The organism is Glutamicibacter sp. AOP12-B1-11, assembly GCF_052379245.1.
Taxonomy (GTDB): Bacteria; Actinomycetota; Actinomycetes; order Actinomycetales; family Micrococcaceae; genus Glutamicibacter.
Window position 1 is genome coordinate 56,382 of record NZ_JBQSYL010000008.1, and the last position, 24,349, is coordinate 80,730.

23 protein-coding genes and 1 other RNA gene are annotated in these 24,349 nt (G+C 66.1%); 12 read left to right on the forward strand and 12 right to left on the reverse strand.

The window, feature by feature from the left end; genetic code table 11:
• The first annotated feature begins 189 nt into the window (after nucleotides 1-189).
• Entirely contained in the window at nucleotides 190-4,131 is a 3,942-nt protein-coding gene (gene hrpA / locus ACT3UQ_RS06395; RefSeq protein WP_444636718.1) for an ATP-dependent RNA helicase HrpA, read from the forward strand.
• On the opposite strand, the gene ACT3UQ_RS06400 is transcribed toward hrpA, so the two are convergent.
• Genes ACT3UQ_RS06400 through ACT3UQ_RS06415 form a run of 4 tightly spaced genes read right to left on the reverse strand, consistent with a single transcriptional unit; the run spans nucleotide 4,128 to nucleotide 6,514 of the window.
• Nucleotides 4,128-4,484, reverse strand: a complete 357-nt coding sequence (locus tag ACT3UQ_RS06400) for a hypothetical protein (protein WP_444615456.1) — start codon at nucleotides 4,482-4,484, stop codon at nucleotides 4,128-4,130. The two genes, hrpA and ACT3UQ_RS06400, sit on opposite strands and share 4 nt — an antisense overlap.
• A 31-nt stretch (nucleotides 4,485-4,515) precedes the next feature.
• The gene (locus ACT3UQ_RS06405; RefSeq protein WP_105554283.1) at nucleotides 4,516-4,944 is read right to left on the reverse strand and encodes an HIT family protein; all 429 of its coding nucleotides are present in this window, start codon (nucleotides 4,942-4,944) and stop codon (nucleotides 4,516-4,518) included.
• A 20-nt stretch (nucleotides 4,945-4,964) separates the two neighbouring features.
• Complete coding sequence (locus ACT3UQ_RS06410; protein ID WP_444636720.1) at nucleotides 4,965-5,798, reverse strand: sulfurtransferase; 834 nt, start codon at nucleotides 5,796-5,798, stop codon at nucleotides 4,965-4,967.
• Nucleotides 5,795-6,514 (reverse strand): MBL fold metallo-hydrolase, encoded by a 720-nt coding sequence (locus ACT3UQ_RS06415; RefSeq protein ID WP_444636722.1) that lies wholly within the window; start codon nucleotides 6,512-6,514, stop codon nucleotides 5,795-5,797. The genes ACT3UQ_RS06410 and ACT3UQ_RS06415 overlap by 4 nt, the downstream gene beginning before the upstream one ends.
• 137 nt (nucleotides 6,515-6,651) lie before the next feature.
• Between ACT3UQ_RS06415 and ACT3UQ_RS06420 the strand changes: the two genes are divergently transcribed.
• Nucleotides 6,652-7,056, forward strand: a complete 405-nt coding sequence (locus ACT3UQ_RS06420; RefSeq protein ID WP_096283935.1) for a Fur family transcriptional regulator — start codon at nucleotides 6,652-6,654, stop codon at nucleotides 7,054-7,056.
• A gap of 90 nt (nucleotides 7,057-7,146) precedes the next feature.
• On the opposite strand, the gene ACT3UQ_RS06425 is transcribed toward ACT3UQ_RS06420, so the two are convergent.
• The 4 genes from ACT3UQ_RS06425 to ACT3UQ_RS06440 all read right to left on the reverse strand — a co-directional run bounded on the left by ACT3UQ_RS06425 (nucleotide 7,147) and on the right by ACT3UQ_RS06440 (nucleotide 11,334).
• On the reverse strand, nucleotides 7,147-8,004 hold the full coding sequence (locus tag ACT3UQ_RS06425; RefSeq protein WP_105554286.1) for a metal ABC transporter permease: 858 nt from the start codon (nucleotides 8,002-8,004) through the stop codon (nucleotides 7,147-7,149).
• A gap of 7 nt (nucleotides 8,005-8,011) precedes the next feature.
• Nucleotides 8,012-8,845 (reverse strand): metal ABC transporter ATP-binding protein, encoded by an 834-nt coding sequence (locus ACT3UQ_RS06430; RefSeq protein WP_444636724.1) that lies wholly within the window; start codon nucleotides 8,843-8,845, stop codon nucleotides 8,012-8,014.
• Between the two features lie 103 nt (nucleotides 8,846-8,948).
• Entirely contained in the window at nucleotides 8,949-10,019 is a 1,071-nt protein-coding gene (locus ACT3UQ_RS06435; protein ID WP_096283941.1) for a hemolysin family protein, read from the reverse strand.
• Nucleotides 10,012-11,334, reverse strand: a complete 1,323-nt coding sequence (locus tag ACT3UQ_RS06440; RefSeq protein WP_105554289.1) for a hemolysin family protein — start codon at nucleotides 11,332-11,334, stop codon at nucleotides 10,012-10,014. The genes ACT3UQ_RS06435 and ACT3UQ_RS06440 overlap by 8 nt, the downstream gene beginning before the upstream one ends.
• Nucleotides 11,335-11,765: 431 nt before the next feature.
• Here ACT3UQ_RS06440 and ACT3UQ_RS06445 point away from each other — a divergent pair, with 431 nt between their 5' ends.
• The 3 genes from ACT3UQ_RS06445 to ACT3UQ_RS06455 all read left to right on the forward strand — a co-directional run bounded on the left by ACT3UQ_RS06445 (nucleotide 11,766) and on the right by ACT3UQ_RS06455 (nucleotide 16,506).
• Entirely contained in the window at nucleotides 11,766-15,539 is a 3,774-nt protein-coding gene (locus ACT3UQ_RS06445; protein WP_444636726.1) for a multifunctional oxoglutarate decarboxylase/oxoglutarate dehydrogenase thiamine pyrophosphate-binding subunit/dihydrolipoyllysine-residue succinyltransferase subunit, read from the forward strand.
• A 165-nt stretch (nucleotides 15,540-15,704) separates the two neighbouring features.
• On the forward strand, nucleotides 15,705-16,310 hold the full coding sequence (locus ACT3UQ_RS06450; RefSeq protein ID WP_105554291.1) for a GDSL-type esterase/lipase family protein: 606 nt from the start codon (nucleotides 15,705-15,707) through the stop codon (nucleotides 16,308-16,310).
• A gap of 121 nt (nucleotides 16,311-16,431) precedes the next feature.
• Nucleotides 16,432-16,506, forward strand: a complete 75-nt coding sequence (locus ACT3UQ_RS06455; protein ID WP_374954809.1) for a 50S ribosomal protein bL37 — start codon at nucleotides 16,432-16,434, stop codon at nucleotides 16,504-16,506.
• Nucleotides 16,507-16,615: 109 nt separating this feature from the next.
• On the opposite strand, the gene rsrA is transcribed toward ACT3UQ_RS06455, so the two are convergent.
• Nucleotides 16,616-16,876, reverse strand: a complete 261-nt coding sequence (gene rsrA / locus ACT3UQ_RS06460) for a mycothiol system anti-sigma-R factor (RefSeq protein ID WP_096283949.1) — start codon at nucleotides 16,874-16,876, stop codon at nucleotides 16,616-16,618.
• Nucleotides 16,877-16,878: 2 nt separating this feature from the next.
• Nucleotides 16,879-17,529: a sigma-70 family RNA polymerase sigma factor gene (locus tag ACT3UQ_RS06465; protein ID WP_096284260.1), complete on the reverse strand. Its 651-nt coding sequence runs from the start codon at nucleotides 17,527-17,529 to the stop codon at nucleotides 16,879-16,881.
• A gap of 202 nt (nucleotides 17,530-17,731) precedes the next feature.
• Between ACT3UQ_RS06465 and aroA the strand changes: the two genes are divergently transcribed.
• From aroA to ACT3UQ_RS06495, 6 genes are read left to right on the forward strand one after another with little or no spacing between them, the layout of a single operon-like run.
• Entirely contained in the window at nucleotides 17,732-19,072 is a 1,341-nt protein-coding gene (gene aroA, locus ACT3UQ_RS06470) for a 3-phosphoshikimate 1-carboxyvinyltransferase (protein ID WP_258134045.1), read from the forward strand.
• Complete coding sequence (gene rsgA / locus ACT3UQ_RS06475; RefSeq protein ID WP_105650738.1) at nucleotides 19,072-20,166, forward strand: ribosome small subunit-dependent GTPase A; 1,095 nt, start codon at nucleotides 19,072-19,074, stop codon at nucleotides 20,164-20,166. The genes aroA and rsgA overlap by 1 nt, the downstream gene beginning before the upstream one ends.
• A 12-nt stretch (nucleotides 20,167-20,178) precedes the next feature.
• Complete coding sequence (locus ACT3UQ_RS06480) at nucleotides 20,179-20,973, forward strand: inositol monophosphatase family protein (protein ID WP_105554294.1); 795 nt, start codon at nucleotides 20,179-20,181, stop codon at nucleotides 20,971-20,973.
• 2 nt (nucleotides 20,974-20,975) lie between these two features.
• Entirely contained in the window at nucleotides 20,976-21,599 is a 624-nt protein-coding gene (locus ACT3UQ_RS06485; protein ID WP_105554295.1) for a metal-dependent transcriptional regulator, read from the forward strand.
• A complete protein-coding gene (locus ACT3UQ_RS06490; RefSeq protein ID WP_181148554.1) occupies nucleotides 21,596-21,988 on the forward strand; it encodes a FluC/FEX family fluoride channel in 393 nt (130 codons plus the stop codon). Before ACT3UQ_RS06485 ends, ACT3UQ_RS06490 begins: the two co-directional genes overlap by 4 nt.
• Nucleotides 21,985-22,395 (forward strand): fluoride efflux transporter FluC, encoded by a 411-nt coding sequence (locus tag ACT3UQ_RS06495; RefSeq protein WP_105554296.1) that lies wholly within the window; start codon nucleotides 21,985-21,987, stop codon nucleotides 22,393-22,395. Before ACT3UQ_RS06490 ends, ACT3UQ_RS06495 begins: the two co-directional genes overlap by 4 nt.
• A 69-nt stretch (nucleotides 22,396-22,464) precedes the next feature.
• Here the strand turns inward: ACT3UQ_RS06495 and ACT3UQ_RS06500 are convergent, their stop codons facing one another.
• Nucleotides 22,465-22,944 carry a DUF2568 domain-containing protein gene (locus ACT3UQ_RS06500; protein WP_105554297.1) on the reverse strand — a complete coding sequence of 160 codons (480 nt, stop codon included), beginning with the start codon at nucleotides 22,942-22,944 and terminating at the stop codon, nucleotides 22,465-22,467.
• A 497-nt stretch (nucleotides 22,945-23,441) separates the two neighbouring features.
• Between ACT3UQ_RS06500 and ACT3UQ_RS06505 the strand changes: the two genes are divergently transcribed.
• Nucleotides 23,442-23,771: a hypothetical protein gene (locus ACT3UQ_RS06505; RefSeq protein WP_444636729.1), complete on the forward strand. Its 330-nt coding sequence runs from the start codon at nucleotides 23,442-23,444 to the stop codon at nucleotides 23,769-23,771.
• A 198-nt stretch (nucleotides 23,772-23,969) separates the two neighbouring features.
• On the opposite strand, the gene ssrA is transcribed toward ACT3UQ_RS06505, so the two are convergent.
• Nucleotides 23,970-24,338, reverse strand: a transfer-messenger RNA (tmRNA) gene (ssrA, locus tag ACT3UQ_RS06510).
• Nucleotides 24,339-24,349: the final 11 nt, after the last annotated feature.

Below are 24,349 nucleotides of genomic sequence, written 5' to 3' on the forward strand. Positions count from 1 at the left end.
GGGCGCGAATCCGTATTCGGGCCAGCGAGGCTGCCGGCATTTCGGTGGACGGATTTAAAAATTGACTTCGCCGCACTGTGACGCAGATCAAGGGTTTTTGCCGGCGCGCGGCCGGTTTTGCGCCCCCGCGGGCGCGCTGAGTCGCGGTGTCTGCCGGCAGCCGCCTGGCCGGAATAGAATGGGCACATCATGGCCCTCACCATTTCTTATCCCGAAGCCCTTCCCGTTTCTGCCCGCCGCGCCGACATCCTCGATGCGGTGCGCCAGAACCAGGTGGTGATCATCGCCGGCGAAACGGGGTCCGGCAAGACCACCCAGCTGCCCAAGATGCTGCTCGAGCTCGGGTTGGCCAAGCACGGCATGATCGGGCACACCCAGCCGCGCCGGCTGGCCGCGCGCACCGTGGCCGAGCGCATCGCCGAGGAGCTGGGCACGAGCATCGGCGACGAGGTGGGCTTCCATGTGCGCTTCACCGGGGAGGTTTCGCGCCAGACGAAGCTGAAGGTGATGACCGACGGCATCCTGCTCGCCGAGATCCAGCGCGACCGGCTGCTGAAGAAGTACTCGGCGATCATCATCGACGAGGCGCACGAGCGCAGCCTGAACATCGACTTCCTGCTCGGCTACCTCAAGCAGATCATGGTCCAGCGCCCGGAGCTGAAGATCATCATCACCTCCGCGACCATCGACCCCGAACGCTTCGCCGCGCACTTCGGCACCCTCGATGCTGCAGGTGCGCTGGTGCCCGCGCCGATCCTCGAGGTCTCCGGGCGCACCTTCCCCGTGGAAATCCGCTACCGGCCGCTGGAGGCCGGCGGCGAAGAGCCGGACGAGGCGGATGCGAACGCGCTGGAAGACGACCGCGACCCGCTGGATGCGGTGACCGACGCGGTGCGCGAACTGTCCGCCGAGGAGGCGGGAGACATCCTGATCTTCTTCTCCGGGGAGCGCGAGATCCGCGACGCAGCCGATGCCTTGCGCGCGATGGTGGCCGGCAACAAGCGGCTGCCGCGCTACGAGGTGCTGCCGCTGTTCGCCCGGCTCTCGCTGGCCGAACAGCACCGGGTCTTCCACCCGGGGTCCGCGCCGCGGCTGATCCTGGCCACCAACGTGGCCGAAACCTCGCTGACCGTGCCGGGCATCAAATATGTGATCGACACCGGCACCGCACGCATCTCGCGCTATTCGCACCGCACCAAGGTCCAGCGCCTGCCCATCGAGCGGGTCTCGCAGGCCAGCGCGAATCAGCGTTCGGGCCGCTGCGGGCGCGTCTCCGAGGGCATCGCGATCCGGCTGTACTCCGAAGAGGACTACGCCGCGCGCCCGGAATTCACCGACCCCGAGATCCTGCGCACCTCGCTGGCCAGCGTGATCCTGCAGATGATCTCCATGGGCGTGGTGGCCACCGCCGCCGACGTGGCCGACTTCGGCTTTGTGCAGCCGCCGGACGCGCGGGCGATCTCCGACGGGGTGAATCTGCTGCGCGAACTGGGCGCACTGGGCGAAGACAAGCGCGCGCAGGTCACGCAGATCGGCCGCAAGCTCGCCCAACTGCCGCTGGACGTGCGCCTGGGCCGGATGATCCTGGAGTCCGCGGAGCGCGGGGTGGCGAAGGAGCTGATGGTGCTCGCCGCCGCGCTGAGCATCCAGGATCCGCGCGAGCGGCCCAGCGAGGACACCGGGCAGCGCGAACGCGCCGCCGAACTGCATAAGCGCTTCGCCGATGAGAAGTCCGACTTCATCGGGCTGCTGAACTTGTGGGCCTATTTGCAGGAGCAGCAGAAGGAGCTGTCCTCCTCGGCCTTCCGCCGGCTGTGCAAGGCCGAGCACATCAACTACCTGCGGGTGCGCGAATGGCAGGACCTGTTCACCCAGCTGCGCCAGCTGTCCAAGTCGCTGGACATCACCGTCGCCGCGGCCCCGGTGGACCCGGCGGCCAACGAGGATCAGGTCCACAAGTCGCTGCTGTCCGGGCTGCTGGGGCATATCGGGCTCTATGACGAGCGCAAACGCGACTACCAGGGCGCGCGCGGCGGGCGCTTTTCGATTTTCCCCGGCTCCGCGCTGTTCAAGAAGTCCCCGACCTGGGTGATGGCCGCCGAGCTGGTGGAGACCTCCCGGCTCTGGGCGCGCACCGCGGCGGTCATCGACCCCGCCTGGGTGGAGGAGCTCGCCCCGAATCTGCTCAAGCGCAGCTACTCCGAGCCGCACTGGTCCAAGAAAATGGGCTCGGTGATGGGCTACGAGAAGGTCACGCTCTTCGGGCTGCCGATCGTGCTCAAGCGCCGCATGCACTACTGGCGGGTGGATAAGCCGCTGGCCCGCGAACTGTTCATCCGGCATGCGCTGGTGGAGGGCGACTGGCGCACCCACCACAAGTTCTTCGCGCGCAACCGGGCGGTGCTCGCCGAGGTGGAGGAGCTCGAAACCCGGATGCGCCGCCACGATCTGCGCATCTCCGACGAGGACCTGTTCGACTTCTACGATGCCCGGCTGGGCGAAGAGGTGGTCTCCGAGCGGCACTTCGACCGCTGGTTCAAGCGCGCGGCGGCCAAGGATCCGGGCCTGCTGGACTTCGATCCGGCCGCGGTGCTCGCCGGCGACGCACAGCAGCTCGATGAGACCGCGTTCCCGCGCACCTGGTCCCACGGGTCCATCGCGCTGCCGCTGAGCTACGAGTACAACCCGGCCGCCGCCGACGCCGAAGGGGACGGGGTGAGCCTGCAGGTGCCGGTGGTGTTCCTCAACCAGCTCGATCCGGCGCGCTTCGCCTGGCTGATCCCGGGGCTGCGCCACGAGCTGCTCACCGCGCTGATCCGCTCCATGCCCAAGGCGATCCGCAAGAACTTCGTGCCCGCCCCGGATGTGGCAGGCCAGGCGCTGGCCATGCTCGACGCGGATTTTGATCCCGGCACCGATGACCTGGCCGTTTCCCTGGCGCTGGTGCTGCGCCGGCTGCGCGGCATCGTGGTGGACCCGGCGATCTTCGACTTCTCCGCGCTGCCCGCGCACCTGCGCTTCGGCTTCGAGGTGGTGGACGCCGCCGGAAAGCTGCTGGGGCACGGCGATGACCTCTCCGCCCTGCAGTACAAGCTGGCCGCGGCGAACCGGGCCGCGCTGTCCAGCCAGGTCAACTCCCCCGCCACCGTGCGCGCCGCGGCCCCGGCGCAGGCCAAGGGCGCGAAGGGATCCAAGGGCACCCCGCCGGCCAAGGCTCCGAAGTCGGCGCCCGGCTCCGGGCAGTGGGACCAGCGCGGGCTGACCGGCTGGCCGAAGCTGCGCACGGCCGGGAACGCGCTGCCGGCCCAGGTCACCACCACGGTGATGGGCCAGGAGATCACCGCCTATCCGGGGCTGCACGACGCCGGCAGGGATGCGGCGCTGAGCGTCTACCGCACCGCGGCCGAACGCGATGCCGCGCACCGGGCCGGGATCATCCGGCTGCTGATGCTGCGCCTGCCCCCGGCGGCGAAGTTCGTCATCGGGCACCTGAGCAATGCCGAGCGGCTGGCGTTCAGCCAGAACCCGCACGGGTCGATCGACGAGCTGATCGCCGACTGCACCATGGCCGCGGTGGACAAGCTGGTGCCCGAGGCGCTACCGATGGATGAGGCGGGCTATGAGAAGCTCTTCGAAACCGTGCGCGCCGAGCAGATCGACACGGTCTTCTCGATCACCTCGGTGATCTCCCAGGTGTTCGGCGCCGCGACCCGGGTGGCGAATCAGCTGAAGTCCACCAAGTCGCTGGCGATGTACGCCGCGGTCAGCGACATCCGCTCGCAGCTGGAGCAGCTGATCTACCCCGGGTTCATCGCCGCCACCGGGGCCGCGCACCTGATGCGCCTGCCGCGCTACCTGGCGGGCATCGAATCGCGGTTGGTGAAGCTCAATTCCGGGGCGGTCACCCGCGACGGGCAGTCGCTGACGGTGATCCAGAAGCTGGAGGACGACTACGACGGCGCGCTGGGGCGGGTGCCGGAGGGCGCGCGCACCCCGGCCGGGCTGCGCGAGGTGAAGTGGATGCTCGAGGAGATGCGCATCTCGCTGTTCGCCCAGGAGCTGGGCACCGCCTATTCGGTCAGCGAGAAGCGCATCCGCAAGGCCATCAAGGACGGGCTCGCGGCGCTCTAGCCGCGGGGCCCGCCGGCGGCGATCACCTGCACCGGGTCCTCGTAGACGATGCGGCCCGGATCGGCAGTTTCCAGCCGTTCCCAACGGATCTGGTGCGCATCGAGCAGCAGCAGGTAGGGCTCCACGCGCGCCAGCAGGTGCACGGCGCCGTGCTTGAACCAGGCGGCCGCGCCCGGGTTGAGCGCCCGGTCGTAGACCTGCGGGTCGCTGAGGCTCGGATTCGGGTAGGCCGCGTTGTACCAGTCGTTTCCGGCCCGCCAGCGCGCGTGCTCGGCCGGGCTCAGTTCCCCCTGCGCGCCCAGCTTGTTGACCAGCGCGAAAATGCCGGGGTGCACCCCGCGTTGATTGGGCACCAGCGACTGGTAGCGGATGAACCGCGCAGGCTCAATCGGCGGGCACAAATTCGCTGTGCCCGTCTTCGCGCAGGGCCGCACGCAGCTTGGCCGCGCTCGCGTCCATGCGTGCCGCCTCCGGGTTCAGCATCGCGTTGGACAGGTCAAAATCGGCCAGCGAGTTCGTCGGCCAGACATGCACATGCAGGTGCGGCACCTCAAAACCGGCGATCATCAGCCCGGCGCGCTGCGCGTTGAAGGCGCGTTTCTGCGCGCGGCCGATCTTCGCGGCCACCAGGTTCAGGTGGCTGAGCAGCGCCTCGTCGGCGTCGGTGAATTCGTCGATCTCCGCGCGCGGGACCACCAGGGTGTGCCCGTCGGTCAGCGGTCCGATGGACAGGAACGCGACGCAGCTCTCATCGGACCAGATGAAGCGTCCGGGGATCTCGCCGTCGATAATTTTGGTGAAGAGCGTGCTCATGGCGGCCTTTCTCGGCTCGGTTAGTGGCGGTGTTGTTCATCGCTCGTGGCGATCGGAGACTGCGGGTAGGAGCAGTATTGCGACCAGCTGCCCGGGTAGAGGGCGGCCGTGCGGCCCGCGTGCTCGGCGGCGAGCACCTGGTGGGCGGCGGTGATCCCGGAGCCGCAATAGGCCGCCAGCGGAAGGTTTTCCGGCGCGATTTTGGCGAAGGCCGCCGCGAGCCGCTCGGCGGAAAAGAATTTGGCCTGCGCGTCGAGGTTGTCGGTGGTCGGCCGGTTGCGCGCCCCGGGGATATGCCCGGCTACCGGGTCGATCGGCTCCTGGATGCCCAGGTAGCGGGCGGTGGCGCGCGAGTCGATGAGCGTGCCGGAGTAGCTGGCCAGCTCCTGGTATTCGAGCACCGGCATCCCGCCCCAGCTCAGCGCCACCTCCGACGGCTCCCTGGTCTCGATCCCGGTGGCCAGGTGGCCGCCGCGTTCCTTCCACGCATCCAGTCCCCCGTCGAGCACGGCCACGTTCTCAAAGCCGGCGTGGCGCAGCAGCCACCAGGCGCGGGCGGCGGCCAGCGCCCCGGAATCGTCGTAGGCGACGACGAAGGAATCCGCTCCGATCCCCCAGCGGCGCGCGGCGGCCTCGAAGTCGGCCGGTTCGGGCAGCGGGTGGCGGCCGGTATGCGCTCCGGTCGCCCCCGAAAGCTCGGTTTCCATCTCGACGAACACCGCGCCGGGGATATGCCCGGCGGCGTAGTGCTCCTGCCCGTCGTCGCGGCCGAGCACCCAGCGCACATCGAGCAGCACCAGGCTTTCATCGGCTAGCTTGGCGGCGAGTTCCGCGGCGCTGATCAGCGTGTTCATTTTCGGTCTCCCGCCGGTGTTCCGGAATTCTGCCCGCTGCCTTCGGCCAGCTCGTCGAGCAGGTAGGTGGTGCCCGCCTCCAGCCGGCGCAGCAGGCTGCCGTTGGCTTCGGCGCGGGCGCCGAGCATGGTGTCGAAGAGGTTCAGTCCGCGTTCGTTGAGCAGCCCGTCGTGGATCGGCACCCAGACCGGCGCGTTCAGCGCGGTGGCGAAGTCCATGGTCTGCCCGATCCTCGCCCACGGGGCCATCAGCGGCAGCAGCAGTACCTGCGGGCGGATGCCGATCGGCACCTGGTAGCTGTCTCCCGGGTGGAAGAGCTGTTCGTCGCCCAGCAGGTAGCCGACGTTGGCCACCAGCTCGATCGAGCCGTGGATGGTGGCGTGGGTTCCGCCGAAGGTGCGCACCCGGATGCCGCCGACCACGAAGTCCTCCCCCGGCGCCACGGTGATGATCTGCGCCCGCTTGGGCGCCGGCAGCTGCTCGCGCAGGATCCGGGCCAGCGCATCGGGGGCATACACGCGCAGCAGCGAGCTGTCCTGCACCGCGGCGAGGATCTGGCGCTGGTCCGCATGGTCGGGGTGCTGGTGGGTGAGCAGCACGGCGCTGATGCCGGCGAAGGCCCCGTCCAGCTGCGAAAAGCTGCCCGGATCCAGCAGCAGCGAACCGTCGATGGTGGTGGCTTCCAAGCAGGAATGCCCGCGTAATGTGATGCGCATAGCTTCAGCCTAGGCCGACGGCGCGCCCTCGGCCAGCCACTGACACGCACTCGGCCGAAAAGTTGGCTAAAATTGGGTGGAACGGGGCCGAACGCGTTTCGCCCGAAACAGCTTTTCAGAAGGAATGGTGCAAGTCGATGGTGCAGCCAGAAACCCGCGTGACCAAGCAGCGGCTCGCGGTGGCCGAGGCCTTGGGCGAGGTCGATGATTTTGCGACCGCCCAGGAACTGCACCGCTGGCTGGTGGATACGCAGAAGAAGGTCTCGCTGGCCACCGTCTACCGGCTCTTGCAGTCCATGGCCGACGACGGGCTGGTGGACGTGCTGCGCAGCGGCGACGGCGAGGCGCGCTTCCGCCAGTGCCTCACCGAGGTGCACCACCACCACTTGGTCTGCCGGGTGTGCTCGAAGACCGTGGAGGTGCTCGCCCCGGCGGTGGAGCGCTGGGCCGCGCGCGTCGCGCAGGAAAACGGCTTCACCGACCCGGAGCACACCGTGGAAATCTACGGGCTCTGCGAAGAGTGCCGCCGCAAGGCCAGCTGAACGGCTCCATCGAACCCCAAAGGCGAAGGCCGCCCCCATTTACGGTGGGCGGCCTTCGCGCTGCGCCGAGCGGGCCGTTGGGCCGCTCGGCTAGACCAGGTGCTTGCGCGGGGAGCGCAGCGCCTCGATCCCCCGGCAGACCAGGTAGATCACGAAGGATATGGTGGTCACATACGGGCTGATAGGCAGCGAGCCGGCCAGCGCCAGCAGGATCCCGCCGAGCACCGAAATTTCGGCGAAGAGAATCGCCAGGAACACCGTGAGCCCGGGGTTGGAGCTGATCCGCAGGGCCGCGGCGGCCGGGGTGATCAGCAGCGCCAGCACCAGCAGCGCGCCGACCACCTGGATGGCGACGGCCACCGCCAGGGCGAGGATCACCATGAAGATTATCGACAGCCCGCCGGTGCGCACCCCGCGGGCGTTGGCCAGCACCGGGTCCACCGAGGCGAAGGTCAGCGGCCGCCAGACGACCAGCAGCGCGAGCACCACCACCGCGCAAAGGGCCAGCATGCCGGAAAGCTGCACATCGTCCACCGCGACGATCTGCCCGGTGAGCAGGCCGAACTTATTGGCGCTGCGCCCCTCGTAGAGCGAGAGGAACAGGATCCCGAGCCCCAGGCCGAAGGGCATCAGCACCCCGGTGATGGAGTTGCGGTCCTTGGCCCGGGTGCCCAGCACGCCGAGCACCAGCGCCGCGACCAGCGAGCCGAACACCGAGCCGGTGACCACATCCACGCCGATGAGCAGCGCAAAGGCCGCCCCGGCGAAGGAGAGTTCGGCGATGCCGTGCACCGCGAAGGCCATATCGCGCATCATGATGAAGATGCCGATCAGCCCGCCGACGATGCCCAGCGCCGCCCCGGCGATCAGCGAGTTGGTCACCAGCGGCAGCAGCTGCGCGTAGTCATCAAAATTCAGCGTGCGCTCCAGGAAGTCTGCGAAATTCATCGCGCGCCTACCTTCCGGTCTCTAGTGCGTGGTCTTCGGGGTGCTCATGCCCGTCCGGCGGCAGCGCCCGGTTCCCGTCGCCGCTGAGCACCACGATCCGCCCGTTGACGCGCAACACCTGCACCGGGGCGCCGTAGAGCGCGCTCAGCACCTCGGAGCGCATCACTTCGTCGACGCTGCCCAGGTGGAATTTGCCCTCGGCCAGGTAGAGCACCCGGTCCACATAGGGCAGGATCGGGTTGATCTCGTGGGTGACGAAGATGACCGCGGCCCCGTGCTGCACGGCCTGGCGGTGGATCACCTCGCTGATCGCCTGCTGGTGGTGCAGGTCCAGGGAGAGCAGCGGCTCGTCGCAGAGCAGCACCCGCGGATCCCCCGCGAGCGCTTGCGCGGCGCGCAGCCGCTGCTGTTCGCCGCCGGAAAGATCGGAGACCGGGCGGTGCGCGTAGTCCTGCGCGCCGACCAGCTCGAGCAGTTCGTCCACCTTCGCGTGAACCTTTCGGCGGGCCAGCCGGATGCCGGGGCGGTTGCCGTCCACGCCCAGGGCCACCAGGTCGCGGGCGCGCAGGGGCACGTTGTCGCCGAAGGGGCGCTGCTGCGGGATCAGGCCCACCAGCTCCGAGCCGCGGCGCACCGGGTCCCCGGCGATGGACACGGTACCGGCGTTCAGGGCCGTGGTGCCGAGCATGGTGTTGATAAAGCTGGTTTTGCCCGAGCCGTTGGGCCCGAGCACCGCCAAGAACTCCCCGGGCTGCACTTGCAGGTCCAGCCCCTCCCACAGCACCCGGGACCCGAAGGCCAGGCGTGCGGCGTCGAAGGTGACAATCGGGGATGTGCTCATGAACCGGCTTTCGCGCTTAAAGAAGACTGCGGCACCGCTGAAGCGGTGCCGCAGTCAATCCTACCAGTTGCGACTGGTTCGCATTACGCGTTTGGCTGTGAGACTAATTGCCGTTCGCCTTGCTCGGTGGAGCGTGGCGCTTCTGCGTCGAGTCGCTGATCTCGCCGACCAGCACCTCGATGATGTCCTCCAGGAACAGCACGCCGATGGTGTGCCCCGCCTCGTCGACCACGGCCGAGAGGTGGTTGCCCTCCTGGCGCATGCTCTCCAGCGCCTCCTCGATTTCCGCGTCCTGCTTGACCACGCCCAGCGGGTGCAGCGGCAGGTCGCGCAGCGGCGCGGTGGAGTGCGCGTCGTCGATCAGCATCACGTCCTTGACATGCCAGTAGCCCACCGGCACCTCGTCGCGGGTGATCAGCATGCGCGAGTAGCCGGTCTTGCCGACCTTCTTCTCGAATTCGCGCGCGGTGGTCTGCCCCCACTCCAGGGTGAACAGGTCATCGACCTGAACCATGCAGGAGGCGGCCGTGACGGTGGAGAATTCCAGCGCCTTGGTCAGCCGCAGCGCATGCTCGTTGCGCAACGTGCCCTCCTGGGAGGAGGTGTCGATGATCGAGCGGACCTCCGCTGCGGTGTAGGAACTGGTCACCTCGTCCTGCGGCTCGACGCCGAAGAGCTTCAGGAACAGGTTCGCCGCGCCGTTGAGCATCGAGATGATCGGCTTGAGCACCTTGGCCACGCCCACCAGCGGCATGGCCAGCACCAGCACCGCCTTGTCGGCGACGGAGACCGAGATGTTCTTCGGCACCATTTCGCCGAAGGTCACGTGCAGGAAGGTCACCAGCACCAGCGCGATGAGGAAGGCGGCGGTGTCCGCGATCTGCTCCGGCATGCCCAGCGCCGTCATCGGCACCTCCAGCAGGTGGTGCAGCGCCGGTTCGGAGATGTTCAGGATCAGCAGCGAGCAGACGGTGATGCCCAGCTGGCAGACCGCGAGCATGATGGAGACGTGCTCCATCGCATACAGCGCGATCTTCGCCCGCTTGTTTCCCTCGTCGGCCAGCGGCTCGATCTGCGAGCGGCGCGCGGACATCACCGCAAATTCGCCGGCGACGAAAAATGCATTGACCGCCAGCAGCACGACCAGCCAGGCCAGCCCGATGAAATCACTCATTGGACTCCTCCTTGGTGTGCGTGGCAGGTTCGAAGCGCACCTGGGCGATCCGGCGGCCATCGAGCTCGGTCACCGTGAAAATTCCCGCCTCGGTTTGCACCGCATCGTTCAGTTCGGCCAAACGCCCCAGCTCGGAGAGCATGAACCCGCCGATGGTGTCGTAGGCCGAATCGTCGGCGATGATATCGCTCGCGAAGTGTTCGTTGACCTGGTCCGGGCGGTACATGCCGGGGAACAGCCATTTGCCGTCCGGCTGGGTGACCGCCTCTTCCTCGTCCTCGTCGTGCTCATCGGAGACCTCTCCGACGATCTCTTCGACCAGATCTTCCAGGGTGACCAGCCCGGCGGTTCCGCCGTACTCGTCCATCACGATGGCCACCTGGAATTCCGCGGCGCGCAGCTGCTCGAGCAGCACGTCGAGGTGGATGGTTTCCGGCACGTAGAGCGCATCGCGCGCAAATTCGCCGACCTGCAGCGCCGCGCGGCGTTCGCGCGGCACCGAGACCACGGCCTTGACATGGCAGATGCCCTGGATGTCATCGCTCGATCCCTCGGTGACCGGGAACCGGGAGAACCCGGTGTCCGCGCTCATCAGGATCAGTTCGGATAGTGCCGCCTCGGACTCGATGGTGGACATCGAGGTGCGCGGGGTCATCACATCGGCCGCGGTGCGTTCGGAGAATTCGATGGTCGATTCCACGAAGCGCGCGGTTTGGATGTCCAGCGTGCCGAGTTCCGCCGAACGGCGCACCAGCGAGGCGAGCTCCTGGGCGCTGCGGGCGGCCGAAATTTCTTCCTTGGCCTCCAGCCCGAAGAATTTGCGCAGCACCGAGTTCGAAAAGCCGTTGAGCAGCACAATGGCGGGCTTGAAGATGGCGGTGAAGATCAGCTGCGGGCGGGCCAGCGCCTTGCCCACGGCCATGGCCTTCGCGATGGCCAGGTTCTTGGGCACCAGCTCGCCGATCAGCATCGAGAGCAGCGTGGCGATCACCATGGAGATGACCACCGAGATGGCCTTGGAGCTGGCTCCCACCACGCCGATGTTCTCGAGCACCGGAGCCAGGAGCTTGCTCATCGCCGGTTCGAGCACATAGCCGGTGAGCAAGGTGGTCAGGGTGATGCCCAGCTGGCAGCTGGAAAGCTGGGTGGACAGCGAGGTCAAGCACTGCAACAGCGCCTTGGAACCGCGTTCGCCGCGATCGATGGCCTGTTGAACGGTGCTCTTGTCGAGGGCAACGAGGGAGAATTCCACGGCCACGAAGAAGCCTGTGCCCAGAATCAGCAGCAGGCCGAAAAGTATGTAGATCCATTCCATGGGCGGCTAACCACGCCCCCGGGGTGAATGGGTTAAATTGCGTCTATGTTGCCGTAAGCGGCAACTAGAAGGCTCCAATTGGGAGGCGGAGCCTTCCGGACGATGGCAAAGGTGGCCGGCACTGCGCCCGCGGGCGGCGGTCCGGCTAGGAGAATGAGATTCCATAGTGCGATTCATTCTATCCAATGAACCCGCTTCGCGCACAATAGCCACGCACGCACGACCAGCGGTACGGGAAACAAGCTAAATGGGCAGTGTTAAGCGCCACTTTCGTGAGATTCCCGACGACTCGTGGCAAATCCCTTGGAAAAGTCACTAGACTGGGGCGCAGGTCTAGAAATCTTGTGAGTATCGGTGGCCATTATTCACGTCCTCGGGCTACCACCGGCTCAAGCTAGAACAACGTAGAAATCAGGGAAGAGGCGTTGCACGTGCCAGAGCAAGCACACCACCGACTTACTGAAGAGTTTGGTGGAAACGAGTGGCTAGTAGACGAGCTGTACCAGCAGTATCTCGTCGATAAGAACTCGGTCGATAAGAAATGGTGGGACATTTTCGAGTCCCTCACCACCGAAAACAACGCACCGGCAGCACCGGCAGCATCCGCGGCCAAGGCCGCGCCGAGCGCGCCGCCGGCGGCGGCAGCGGCGGCGAAACCTGCTCCTGCAGCCAACGGCCAGGGCGCACCACGCGCCGCGGCCGAGGCGCGCAGCACCGAATCGGCTCCCGCGCCGGCCGCGGCCAAAGCCGAACCAGCAGCAAAGGAAGCAGCGCCGAAGACTGCTCCGATTCCGGCCCAGGCTCCGAAGGCAACGCCTTCCACCGGGCTGTACGGCGAGGAGAAGCGCACCCCGTTGCGCGGGCCAATGAAGGCCATCGCAACCAATATGGATGCTTCCCTCACCGTGCCGACCGCCACCACCGTGCGCGCGGTTCCGGCCAAGGTGATGATCGATAACCGCATCGTCATCAACAACCACCTCAAGCGCGCCCGCGGCGGCAAGATCTCCTTCACCCACCTGATCGGCTTCGCCGTGATTCGCGCGCTGAAGCAGATCCCGTCGATGAACGTCACCTACGATGTGATCGACAAGAAGCCGACCGCCGTCCAGCCGGCTCACGTGAACTTCGGCATCGCGATCGACATGCCAAAGCCGGACGGCTCGCGCATGCTCGCGGTCCCGAATATCAAGGTCGCCGAGACCCTGAGCTTCAACGAGTTCTGGGCCACCTACGAGGACCTGATCAAGCGGGCCCGCAACAACAAGCTGACCGCCGACGATTACTCCGGCACCACCGTGTCGCTGACCAACCCCGGTGGCATCGGCACCGTGCACTCGGTGCCGCGCCTGTCCAAGGGCCAGGCAGCGATCATCGGTGTCGGCGCGCTGGAATACCCGGCCGAGTACCGCGGATCATCCGAGAAGACCGTCGCGTCCCTCGGCATCGGCAAGCACATCACGCTGACTTCCACCTATGACCACCGCGTCATCCAGGGTGCCGGTTCGGGCGAATTCCTGAAGCTGGTCGAGGCACTGCTGCTCGGCGAGCAGGGCTTCTACGATGAGATCTTCGAGCAGCTGCGCATCCCTTACGAGCCGGTGCGCTGGGCCATCGACAACCAGGTCGACGTCGACCTGGCGGTCAACAAGGTCGCGCGCATCCAGCACCTGATCAACTCCTACCGCGTGCGCGGCCACCTGATGGCCGATACCAACCCGCTGGAATACGTCCAGCGCAAGCACCCGGACCTGGACATCCAGACCTATGGGCTGACCCTGTGGGATCTGGATCGCGAATGGGTTGCCGGCGGGCTGGGCGGCAAGAACCGCGCGCTGCTGCGCGACGTGCTGGGCATCCTGCGCGACGCCTACTGCCGCACCACCGGCACCGAGTACATGCACCTGCAGAACCCGGAAGAGCGCGAGTGGTTCCAGGCGAAGCTGGAGTCCGGCTACGCGAAGCCGACCCGCGACGAGCAGCTGCGCATCCTGAGCAAGCTGAACGCCGCCGAGGCCTTCGAAACCTTCTTGCAGACCAAGTTCGTCGGCCAGAAGCGCTTCTCCCTGGAGGGCGGTGAGTCGCTGATTCCATTGCTCGACGCGATCATCTCCGACGCCGCCGACGAGCAGCTGGACGAGGTGGCCATCGGCATGGCGCACCGCGGCCGCTTGAACGTGCTGACAAACATCGCCGGCAAGACCTACGCACAGGTCTTCCGCGAATTCGAAGGCACCGCAACCCCGGGCTCCGTCCAGGGTTCGGGCGACGTGAAGTACCACCTGGGCACCGAGGGCTCCTACACCTCGGACGCCGGCAACGCCACCAAGGTCTACCTGGCGGCCAACCCGTCGCACCTGGAAGCCGTGGATCCGGTGCTCGAGGGCATCACCCGCGCGAAGCTGGACCGCATGGGCTCGAAGAACAACGTGCTGCCGATCCTGGTGCACGGCGATGCGGCCTTCGCCGGCCAGGGCGTCGTCTCCGAGGTGCTCGCGATGAGCCAGCTGCCCGGCTACAAGACCGGCGGCACCGTGCACGTGATCGTGAACAACCAGATCGGCTTCACCACCGCTCCGAGTTCTTCGCGCTCTTCGGTGTACGCCACCGACGTGGCACGCACCGTGCAGGCACCGATCTTCCACGTCAACGGGGATGACCCGGAGGCAGTGGTGCACGTGGGCCAGATGGCCTTCGAGTACCGCCAGAAGTTCGGCAAGGACGTGGTCATCGACCTCATCTGCTACCGCCGCCGCGGCCACAACGAGGGCGACGACCCCTCGATGACCCAGCCGATCATGTACAACCTGATCGAGGCGAAGCGCTCCACCCGCAAGCTGTACACCGAGGCCCTCGTCGGCCGCGGGGACATCACCGCGGAAGAAGCCGAGAACGTGCTGGCCGAATACAAGGAGAACCTGGAGCGCATCTTCTCCGAGACGCATGCCGCCCAGACCTCCCCGATCCCGATCATCACCCCGGGTTCGACCATCAACGACCTGGAGAAGCCTTTCGCGCAGGCCGCCGACGAGAACACCGTCGACGGCGCCCGCGGATCGGCGATCAGCGAGCAGACGCTGGCGAAGATCGGCGCGGCCCACCTGGCGGTGCCCGAAGACTTCACCATGCACACCAAGCTCAAGGCATTGCTCGAACGCCGCGAGAAGATGTCCCGCGAAGGCGGCATCGACTGGGGCTTCGCCGAGCTGGCGGCCCTCGGCTCGCTGTCCATGGAAGGCGTGCCGGTTCGTCTGGCAGGCCAGGACTCGCGCCGCGGCACCTTCGTGCAGCGCCACTCGGTCTTCCACGACCGCGAGAACGACAACGAGTGGTACCCGCTGCACCACCTGAGCGAAGGCCAGGCACCGCTGTGGATCTACGACTCGCTGCTTTCGGAATACGCGGCCCTCGGCTTCGAATACGGCTACTCGGTGGAGCGCCCGGATGCGCTGGTGATGTGGGAAGCGCAGTTCGGTGACTTCGTCAACGGCGCGCAGACCGTGATCGACGAGTTCATCTCCTCGGCCGAGCAGAAGTGGTCGCAGTCCACCTCCCTGGTGATGCTGCTGCCGCACGGCTACGAAGGCCAGGGGCCGGACCACTCCTCGGCGCGCATCGAACGCTTCTTGCAGATGTGCGCGGAGAACAACATGGTGGTCGCCCAGCCTTCGAACGGTGCCAACCACTTCCACCTGCTGCGCCGCCAGGCCTACGCCCGGCCACGCAAGCCGCTGATCGTCTTCACCCCGAAGCAGCTGCTTCGCTTGAAGGCCGCGGCCACTTCGGTGGAGGACTTCACCACCGGCGGCTTCCAGGAGGTCATCGGCGACAAGTCGATCGCCAACGCGGATGCCGTGGAGAAGGTGCTGCTGGTTTCCGGTCGCCTGTACTACGATCTGCTCGCCGCGCGCACCAAGGCGCAGGACGAGAAGGTCGCGATCGTCCGCGTCGAGCAGCTCTACCCGGCTCCGGCCGAGCAGATCGCTGCCGAGCTGGCCAAGTACCCGAACGCCACGGTTTCGTGGGTTCAGGACGAACCAGCCAACCAGGGCCCATGGCCGTTCTTCGGCCTGTACGTCGCCCCGGAGCTGGAGAAGAAGGTCACCCTTGTCTCGCGTCCGGCCTCGGCCGCGACCTCTGCCGGTACCGCCAAGCGTCACGACGCCGAAGCCGCGGTGCTGCTGAAGCAGGCCTTCGCCCGCTAGCCGACACGCTCGGTTGAACGGCGCACAGCCGGCGAACCCGACCCCGTCAACACGGAGCCGGGTTCGCCGGCTGTGGCATTTAACCCGCCTTGTCCTCCCCGATCCGGCAAGTCAACACTGCTAAGGTTGACAAAGATTCAGATTTCCCAACGAAAGGTCGCCAAGTTGGAGTTTCGCACCATCCGCATCACCGCCATCGGCGATGAGCTACTTGCAGGACATGGCGACCCGCGTGCGCTGGGCTGGTTCGGCCGCGTGCTGGCTCGGACCCAGGACCCGGCATTGCGCTTGCAGTCCTTCGTGCTCGCCAGCCCCGCCGAAGGTTCCGAGGCCTTGGCCGAACGCTGGATGGGGGAAGCCTCCCGCCGTTTCGGCGATCAGGTAGAAAACCGCCTGGTCATCGCGCTCTCCGATCGCGACGTCGACCTCGGGCTGACCACCGCGCGCAGCCGGCTGAACCTGGCCAACATTCTCGACTCGGCCTCGCAGATGAGCATCAAGGCCTTGCTCGTCGGCCCGGCCCCGGGCTTGGACGACGCGCGCAACGAACGTGTCGCGGAATTGAACCGGGTCTATTCGGATGTGGCCCTGCGCCGCAACCACCACTACATCGACACCTTCACCCCGTTGCGGGCGCATTCGCAGTGGCGCAGCGACCTGACGGCTTCCGGCGGAGTGCCCGGACAGGCCGGCTATGGGCTGATGGCGTGGCTGGTGCTGCACCGCGGTTGGTACTCCTGGCTGGACCTGCCCGAACCCGACGCCAGCTAAGCCGTCGGACCGCGAATCGCGGCCCGGGCCTCTGGTTAGGGAAATCACATCAAGGTGTGAAAGACTACTAGCCGACCCGAGAAATCGGGAAGAGAAATATTGATCGCGCAAAGGAGTCACCATGTCGAAGCGTTCGCGTAAGCGTAAAGATCGCAAGCGTGGCGGTGCCAACCATGGCAAGCGCCCAAACAGCTAAGCGATGCGAGTAAAAAGAACCCCGTAGCATTCGAAGTTTCGAAGGATACGGGGTTTTTCTTATGCCCTTTGGCCGCCTGCGCCTCGCACCGGCGGCAAAAGCGTGAAAATCAGTGTCCGGATTCGATCCGAATCTGCGAAATACGCGTGATGATATTCGCCTTCAGCTGCTGCGGGGCATGCTCCTGGCAGCTGCGGCGCACCACCGAACGGATAATGCATTCCAGGTCGTACTGCTCGGTGCATTCCGGGCAGTGGTCCAGGTGTGCCTTGACGTCTTTGAGGTCATTGAGCGTCAACGCACCGTCTAGGTATTCATAGATGCGCACCATGCGGTCATCGGCGCAATCCCCCAATGAGTTACAGTCCATCGCTACTTCTCTGCTTTCTTCGCTGTGGCCTTGGTTTTGCTCTCCGCCGGCTTGATGCCGCGGTCGGCTGCATAATCTGCGAGTAGTTCACGCAACGACTTGCGTCCGCGATGCAACCGAGACATCACCGTGCCGATCGGCACCCCGAGGATTTCGGCCGCTTCCTTGTAGCTGAAGCCCTCGACGTCCACGAAGTAGACAGCCATCCTGAAATCCTCGCCGATGGACTGCAGCGCAGCCTTCACATCCGAGTCCGGCAGGTGGTCCAAGGCCTCGGCCTCCGCGGAGCGCAACCCGGTGGAGGAATGCTCCATCGCGGCGGCCATCTGCCAGTCCTCGACCGTGTCGGTGGAGGTGCGTTGCGGCTCGCGCTGCCGCTTGCGGTACAGGTTGATGTAGGTGTTCGTCAGAATCCGGTACAGCCAGGCCTTCAGATTCGTGCCGGGCTTGTACTGATGGAATGCCGAGTAGGCCTTCGTGAAGGCCTCCTGAACCAAATCTTCGGCGTCCGACGGGTTGCGCGCCATGCGCAGCGCCGCCGAGTACAGCTGGTCGACATAGCCGAGCGCATCGCGTTCGAAGCGCTCGCGACGTTGTTGATCGGTCTCCTTGCTCACATCGGGCAAGTCCGTGTCCACGGTGTTATCAGTCATCACCACAGAGTCTACGCGCTTGGCCCGATGGCTGGACAGGGTGCGGCTCACACCGGGGCAAGCCGTCTGCTGCGTCTGAATGTCTTCAATCGTCGTCACACTTATCTCAACCGCGGTAGCTGTGCGGTTATTCCCGCCACGCTCTCGGCTAGAATTATGCCAAGAGTCCAACGGCTGATTTGAAGGAAGTGCGATTATCTCTGTGAGCACTCATGGAAGCGAGCTGAACTGGTGGGAGGCACCTTTTGCCTCCGGCGCGCTGGATGCGACGGTGAGCGTTCCGGCGTCGAAATCCTTGACCAACCGGTATCTGGTGTTGGCCGCGCTGGCAGATTCACCCTCCACGATCCACAACACGCTGATCAGCCGCGATACGGAACTGATGCTGCGCGCCCTGGAGCAGTTCGGCGTGCGCGTTCAGCGAACCGCGCAGGAGGACGGATCCACCACGGTGGTGCTCACCCCCGGTGTCCCCGCGGGCGCCGAAACCCCGCGCGTGGACTGCGGACTGGCCGGCACCGTGATGCGCTTTGTGCCCGCATTGGCGGCCGTCACCGGGGCGAAGGTCCACTTCGACGGGGACCCCGCCGCCCGGGTGCGCCCGATGGCCCCGGTGCTTGACGCGCTGGCCGCGCTCGGCGTCAAATTCGACTTCGACGCACAGCCCTCCATGCTGCCCTTCACCATGGATGCCTCCGCGGTGGCCGCGCGCGAATCGGTCACCATCGATGCTTCGGCCAGCTCCCAATTCATTTCCGCGATGCTGCTCATCGGGCATGCGCTGCCCGGCGGGCTGCACCTGCGGGCCGCCGCAGGGCAGATCGCCAGTCCCGACCACATCCTGATGACCGTGGCCACGCTGCGCGAACTAGGCGTTGCGGTCGCGGAGGACGCCGACGGGCGCGGCTGGCAGATCGCCCCCGGGGCCATCGCCGGCTTCACCGTCACCGTGGAACCGGACCTGTCCAACGCCGGACCGTTCCTGGCCGCGGCGCTGGCCACCGCAGGCACCGTGCGGGTGCCCTTCTGGCCCGAAAACACCACCCAGGTCGGCGGTAAATGGGTGCAGATCCTTAGCGCCATGGGCGCCGAGGTCGCGCGCTCCGCGGACGGGGTGCTCTCGGTGCGCGGCTCCGGGACCATCCACGGGATCGACTACGCGGACGCCTCCGAGCTGGCCCCCACCCTGGCGGCGCTGTGCGTACTGGCCGATGCGCCGAGTACGCTGCACGGCATCGGGCACCTGCGCGGCCACGAAACCGACCGGCTCGCCGCGCTGGAAACCGAGCTGGCCAAGGTGGGCGCCCGAGTGCGCGCCACCGAGGATGGGCTGCGCATCGAACCCGGTGCGCTACAGGCGGCGGACCTGCACAGCTATGAGGACCACCGGATGGCCACCGCCGGCGCGCTGCTGGGTCTGGCCATCGACGGGGTACGCGTGGAAAACATCGCCACCACCGCCAAGACCATGCCAGATTTCCCGCGGCTGTGGGCGCAGATGGCCGGCACCGCGGCGCCTGGCGCACCGGGTCAGGCTGGCTGATGAGCTACAGCGAATACGACGATTTCACCGTGCGGGTCCGGCCGAATAAGAAGGGCTCCCGCCCGCGCACCAAGGAGCGCCCGGCCTACGAGAAGGCGGTCATCGGACGCATCATCACCGTGGACCGCGGGCGCTACACGGCGATTCTGGACGAGGACACGCCCGAGGAGCGGATCGTGGTCGCCGCGCGCGCCCGCGAGCTGCGCCGCCAGGCGGTGGTGCCCGGGGATCTGGTGGCGCTGGTCGGCGACACCAGCGGCAAGCCGGACACCCTGGCACGGCTGGTGCGCATCGAGGAACGCACCACGCTGCTGCGCCGCAGCGCCGATGACACCGACGCGACCGCGCGGGTGGTCGTGGCGAATGTCGACAAGCTGGTGATCGTGGTCGCCGCTGCCAACCCCGAGCCGCGCACCGGCTTCGTGGACCGCGCCCTGGTGGCCGCCTATGACGCCGGGATCCAGCCGGTGCTCTGCGTGACCAAAGCCGATGTGAAGGACCCTGCCGAATTCCTGGGCCACTACGAGGGGCTGGCACTGCCGGTAGTCATCTCGCGCACCACCGGGGATGAGGCCACCGGCGTGGATGCGCGCGGCGCCGACGGATCCAGCGCCCGGCTCGCGGTCGGCGCGCTGCACGAACTTGAAGAGCTGCTCTCCGGCTGCGTGTCGGTGGTGCTCGGCCATTCCGGGGTGGGCAAATCCACGCTGGTCAACGCGCTGACCGGGTCCACCCGTGCCACCGGGCAGGTGAACTCGGTGACCGGCCGCGGCCGGCACACCTCGTCGAATGCGTTGGCGCTGCGCCTGGGCGAGGCCGCCGGCGGCTGGCTGATCGACACCCCCGGCATCCGGTCCTTCGGGCTGGGCCTGGTGGATCCGGACAATATTCTGGGCGCCTTCGAGGAGCTGGCGGATATCGCCACCGGCTGCCCGCGCGGCTGCAACCACCATGCCAACGCCGCCGGCTGCGCGCTGGAAGCCTGGGTGCAGGATCCGGCAACGCCTCCGGCCGCCGCCTCCCGGCTGGCATCCTACCGCCGACTGATCACCACCGAGGACACCACGCACGAGAAGGAGCTGGGCGCGCTCTAGCGCCACCACACCATGGCCGAATACACCTTGCAGCAAGACCTTGAATTCGCCTTGGCGATGGCCGATAAGGTCGATGCGCTCACCTTGGCCCGCTACGGTTCGAACGACCTGCGGGTGGAAACCAAACCAGATATGACCCCGGTCTCCGACGCCGACCGCGGCGCCGAGGAATTGATCCTCGCAGAGCTCGCCGCGCACCGCCCCGAAGATTCGGTGCTCGGCGAGGAATTCGGGGTGCACGGCACCGGTTCCCGGCGCTGGGTCATCGACCCGATCGACGGGACGAAGAACTTCGTGCGCCGCGTGCCGGTGTGGGCGACCCTGATCGCGCTGCTCATCGACGACGAGCCGGTGCTCGGCGTGGTTTCCGCTCCGGCGCTTTCCCGCCGCTGGCATGCGGCCACCGGGTTGGGGGCGTTCGTCACCGAGCCGGGCAGCGAAGGCCAACGCCGCTTGGCGGTCTCGGCGGTGGCCGAACTGCCCGACGCCTCGCTGTCCTACGCGTCGCTGAACGGCTGGAAGGAGCGCGGCAAGCTCGATGGCCTGCTCGAACTGCTTGGGACGGCCTGGCGCACCCGCGGCTATGGCGATTTCCTGTCCTACGCGCTGGTCGCCGAGGGCGCGGTGGACGCCGCCTTCGAACCGGAACTGGAGCTCTACGACATGGCCGCGCTGGTCCCCGTCGTACGCGAGGCCGGTGGCCGCTTCACCAGCATCGCCGGCGTGGAGGGCTGCCACGAAGGCAACGCGCTGGCCAGCAACGGGAAGCTGCACGACGCGATCCTGCCCTATCTGAACCGCGGCTAGCCATGCCCGGATATGATCCGCGCAAGCTGACCACCAGCGAGGAAGACTACCTCAAGGCGCTGTACCTGCTCACCGAGTGGGAAGAGACACCGGTCGGCACCGGTGCGCTGGCCGACCAGCTGGGCCTGTCCCCCGCCTCGGCCACCGCGATGGTGCAAAAGCTGGCGGCCAAGAACCTGGTGGACCATATTCCGCGCGGGGCCATCTCGCTTCGCGCCACCGGGCGGCGCGAAGCGCTGCGCATGGTGCGCCGGCACCGCATCCTAGAGACCTTCCTGCGCGATGAGCTCGGCTACGGCTGGGACGAGGTCCACGACGAGGCTGAACAGCTCGAGCATACCGTCACCGACCGATTCATCGACGCGCTGCATGCACGTCTGGGCCACCCGGCGGTAGACCCGCACGGAGACGCAATCCCCTCGGCCGCCGGCGTGCTGGCCGCACGCGATGCGCAACGGCTGGACCGCTTCGACGGACCGCGCGCGGTCATTTGCCGGGTCAGCGACGAGGACCCGGATTTCCTGCGCCGCGCCAAGGACCTGGGGCTCGTCCCCGGAGCGGTTATCGAGATTCCGCACGGCCTGGATTACATCTCGGCATCGCTGATCTGGGTTCGCGAACTGTGATCCGCAGGGAGACCGTCTACCGGCTCTTTGCGGTAGCAATTGGCGGCGCACTCGGAGCCTACGTCCGGGTCGGGGTGGACATGCTCCTGCCAGCCAACGAGTGGGCCGCGTCGACATTGCTGGTCAATGTGCTGGGCAGCACCGCCCTGGCCGGGCTGAGCGCCTACGGCGCCCGCAGGCCATTGAATCCGCTGCTCCAGCTGGCCGCCGGTACCGGTTTCTGTGGCGCATTCACCACCCTGTCCACCGTGCTGCTGCTCTTCACCGCGATGAGCGCCACCGGCTACCTGGGCTATTTGGCCCTGACCGTCGCCCTGTGCCTGGCCGCGGTCTTCACCACCCACCGAGTCATCCTGCGTCTGGTCCCAGCGTCCGAGGGCCGCCCATGATCGGGCTCTTGCTGCTGGCTGGGGCGCTGGGCGCGGTGGGACGATATCTGCTTGACAGAGCGCTTCCTGCCACCCATGGCGATACCCACAGCCTCTGGCGTGGCTGGCCGCTCGGAATCCTCGCCGCCAACATCGTTGGAACCTTCGCGCTGGGCCTTTTCCTTGGCTATGCGCACGCTCACGGACTAGAGCTCGCTCGGGATAACTTCGCCGGCAGCACATCTACCGCGGACCGGCTATGGTTGCTGACGACCGGATTCTGCGGTTCGTTGACGACGGCAAGCACCCTCTTCGTCGGCTTCCACCTGCTCTACGAGGTAAACCGCGCCCGCGCCATCATGTTCCTGTTAGGCACGCTGTCACTGGCCGGAACCGCCGGGCTGCTGGGCTGGTTGCTGAACGTCTAAACCTTGCGTGGCGGGTATGAGCAAGGGCCCGGTCAGCCGACCGAGCCCCTCATTACTTGCAGCGAAAACTTAGCGTGCCGCGCGGCGTCCACGATTTTGGCTGCGCTTGGCATCCTGTGCAGGTTGCGGCGCGACCGGTGCACGCTTCTCGCGGTCATGTGGAACCACATATCCGCCGGTAGCCAGAATCAAGATTGCGCTAATTCCAGTCAAGGAAAGCATCGCGATCGCCCAGATTTGCGATTGATCGGTGAATGAATGATCCACGCTCAGCCAGAGCACGTAGGCACCGACCAGGTAAATCAGATGAATGAGCATCAAGCGTGTGCGCAAGCGGAGCCGGAACTTCGCCTTAGGCGAGAAGAACAGCGCCCAGATGATCAGCAAAGGCACCACGACCACGAGGATCGCTGGAATCGTCGGCCAGGGAATGAATGCGATGGCGGCCAGCGCGGCGGCGAAAAGCAATCCAACCTCGAGGAGGAACGCGATCACAGCATAGATTGCCGAAATTGCCGGTGATACCCGCTGGGAACCGTTTTTACCCATCGTTTTCGATCTCACTCCGTTTCAGCGATCTGGCCATCGGCTTGGCCGTTCTGTTTAAGTCTAGGTGGTAAACGGCAGCCCCGCGACATGGACTCGCTCGCAAGGCTCCTTGTTACCTATCATATCCACAGCTGGGAGGGCCCGAAACCGGTGGTCCGAAGCCTGCTGGAGACCGGAGTTAGTCGAGTTGCAAACGTTGCGCCATCAATATTCATTGCCGCGGCCACCGCAAGGATTTCGCCCTCGACCACCCTGCCTGGACCTGCCCTATCCACTGGATTATTGCTCGCAGAAATTGCCGGCCGAAGGATTTGCCCACGAAACCGCTAGGCGGGTGGCCGTGGTTCTGCATCGTCTGACGATATTTCTCCACCCCGAACGATACAACTCCTGCCGATGCCTGACGGAGGATTCCTGACGAGATTAGCCCCGCACCCCCTGGCAGTTGCGCTGCCCCTTGCCGGCTTTACCGCCGATGAAGTGCCCCGGGATCTCGGATGACGCCCGCCTTTGAGGCGGGAACTGGGGCCAACATCGGTTCCACCGAGCTGCGCTACTATGCCAATGAGCTCACCACGCCGGAGAACCCGCAGCAATCAGCCGACGAGAAAATAAACCAATACCTCAATGGTCTGGTAGCTCGAAGCATCGCAGCCTTCAAAGGCTGGACACCGCAGCACGGAACCACAAGCTGGGAATCGCCGGAGACAAGTTCATTCGTGATCACCGTCGAGGACGCCTACTGGGTGTACCTTCAGGCCGCGCATGCCTACGCCGAGGCTGTGATGTCCGGGTGGGATACGCGTCGCCTCAGCTGCGTCATATGACCCCGAGAACGCCGGACAGCAGCAGTAGCGTTGCCATTTTCCGCGAGGATCCCTCGGACCTTGATTGAAAGAAACGATTGGAAGGTAACGAGGTGCCGCGTATCGTGTTGAGCCATGGTCGCGCGGCCAATGGTCAAGCCGATTTGGGCGTCGAGCAAAAAAGAAGCCCCGGGATCACTAGGATCCCGGGGCTAAAATACGTGGAGATGGGGAGAATTGAACTCCCGTCCGATGTGGTGTTGCCAGGTCTTCTCCGGGCGCAGTTTGCTGCGGATTTTCTCTGCCCCAACCATCACGCAAACATGTGGTTGATCCAGGCACAGTTACCAAAATATGTACCCAACAGCGGTAACGGCCGCTGGATACAGGGGCTATCTAAATGACGTAAGGTACAGGGGCGATAGCATCCCCTGGCTTACGGACTGTCTGGCTGCTTAGGCAGCGAGAGCGAAGTCAGTGCGCTTTGAGTCGGCACTTATTGTTTTGCAAAGAGCGTTTACGAGATAACTTTGCATCCTCGGCCCGCTTCATCTGTCGCGACTCACACCGTCGAAACCGATCATCCCCGTATTTTGTTG

Excerpts from the sequence above, each read along its gene's own strand:
- hrpA (WP_444636718.1), top strand. The coding sequence starts at position 190 with ATGGCCCTCACCATTTCTTATCCCGAAGCCCTTCCCGTTTCTGCCCGC.
- ACT3UQ_RS06405 (WP_105554283.1), bottom strand. The coding sequence starts at position 4,944 with ATGAGCACGCTCTTCACCAAAATTATCGACGGCGAGATCCCCGGACGC.
- ACT3UQ_RS06410 (WP_444636720.1), bottom strand. The coding sequence starts at position 5,798 with ATGAACACGCTGATCAGCGCCGCGGAACTCGCCGCCAAGCTAGCCGAT.
- ACT3UQ_RS06415 (WP_444636722.1), bottom strand. The coding sequence starts at position 6,514 with ATGCGCATCACATTACGCGGGCATTCCTGCTTGGAAGCCACCACCATC.
- ACT3UQ_RS06420 (WP_096283935.1), top strand. The coding sequence starts at position 6,652 with ATGGTGCAGCCAGAAACCCGCGTGACCAAGCAGCGGCTCGCGGTGGCC.
- ACT3UQ_RS06425 (WP_105554286.1), bottom strand. The coding sequence starts at position 8,004 with ATGAATTTCGCAGACTTCCTGGAGCGCACGCTGAATTTTGATGACTAC.
- ACT3UQ_RS06430 (WP_444636724.1), bottom strand. The coding sequence starts at position 8,845 with ATGAGCACATCCCCGATTGTCACCTTCGACGCCGCACGCCTGGCCTTC.
- ACT3UQ_RS06435 (WP_096283941.1), bottom strand. The coding sequence starts at position 10,019 with ATGAGTGATTTCATCGGGCTGGCCTGGCTGGTCGTGCTGCTGGCGGTC.
- ACT3UQ_RS06440 (WP_105554289.1), bottom strand. The coding sequence starts at position 11,334 with ATGGAATGGATCTACATACTTTTCGGCCTGCTGCTGATTCTGGGCACA.
- rsrA (WP_096283949.1), bottom strand. The coding sequence starts at position 16,876 with ATGGACTGTAACTCATTGGGGGATTGCGCCGATGACCGCATGGTGCGC.
- ACT3UQ_RS06465 (WP_096284260.1), bottom strand. The coding sequence starts at position 17,529 with ATGACTGATAACACCGTGGACACGGACTTGCCCGATGTGAGCAAGGAG.
- rsgA (WP_105650738.1), top strand. The coding sequence starts at position 19,072 with ATGAGCTACAGCGAATACGACGATTTCACCGTGCGGGTCCGGCCGAAT.
- ACT3UQ_RS06480 (WP_105554294.1), top strand. The coding sequence starts at position 20,179 with ATGGCCGAATACACCTTGCAGCAAGACCTTGAATTCGCCTTGGCGATG.
- ACT3UQ_RS06485 (WP_105554295.1), top strand. The coding sequence starts at position 20,976 with ATGCCCGGATATGATCCGCGCAAGCTGACCACCAGCGAGGAAGACTAC.
- ACT3UQ_RS06495 (WP_105554296.1), top strand. The coding sequence starts at position 21,985 with ATGATCGGGCTCTTGCTGCTGGCTGGGGCGCTGGGCGCGGTGGGACGA.
- ACT3UQ_RS06500 (WP_105554297.1), bottom strand. The coding sequence starts at position 22,944 with ATGGGTAAAAACGGTTCCCAGCGGGTATCACCGGCAATTTCGGCAATC.
- ACT3UQ_RS06505 (WP_444636729.1), top strand. The coding sequence starts at position 23,442 with ATGACGCCCGCCTTTGAGGCGGGAACTGGGGCCAACATCGGTTCCACC.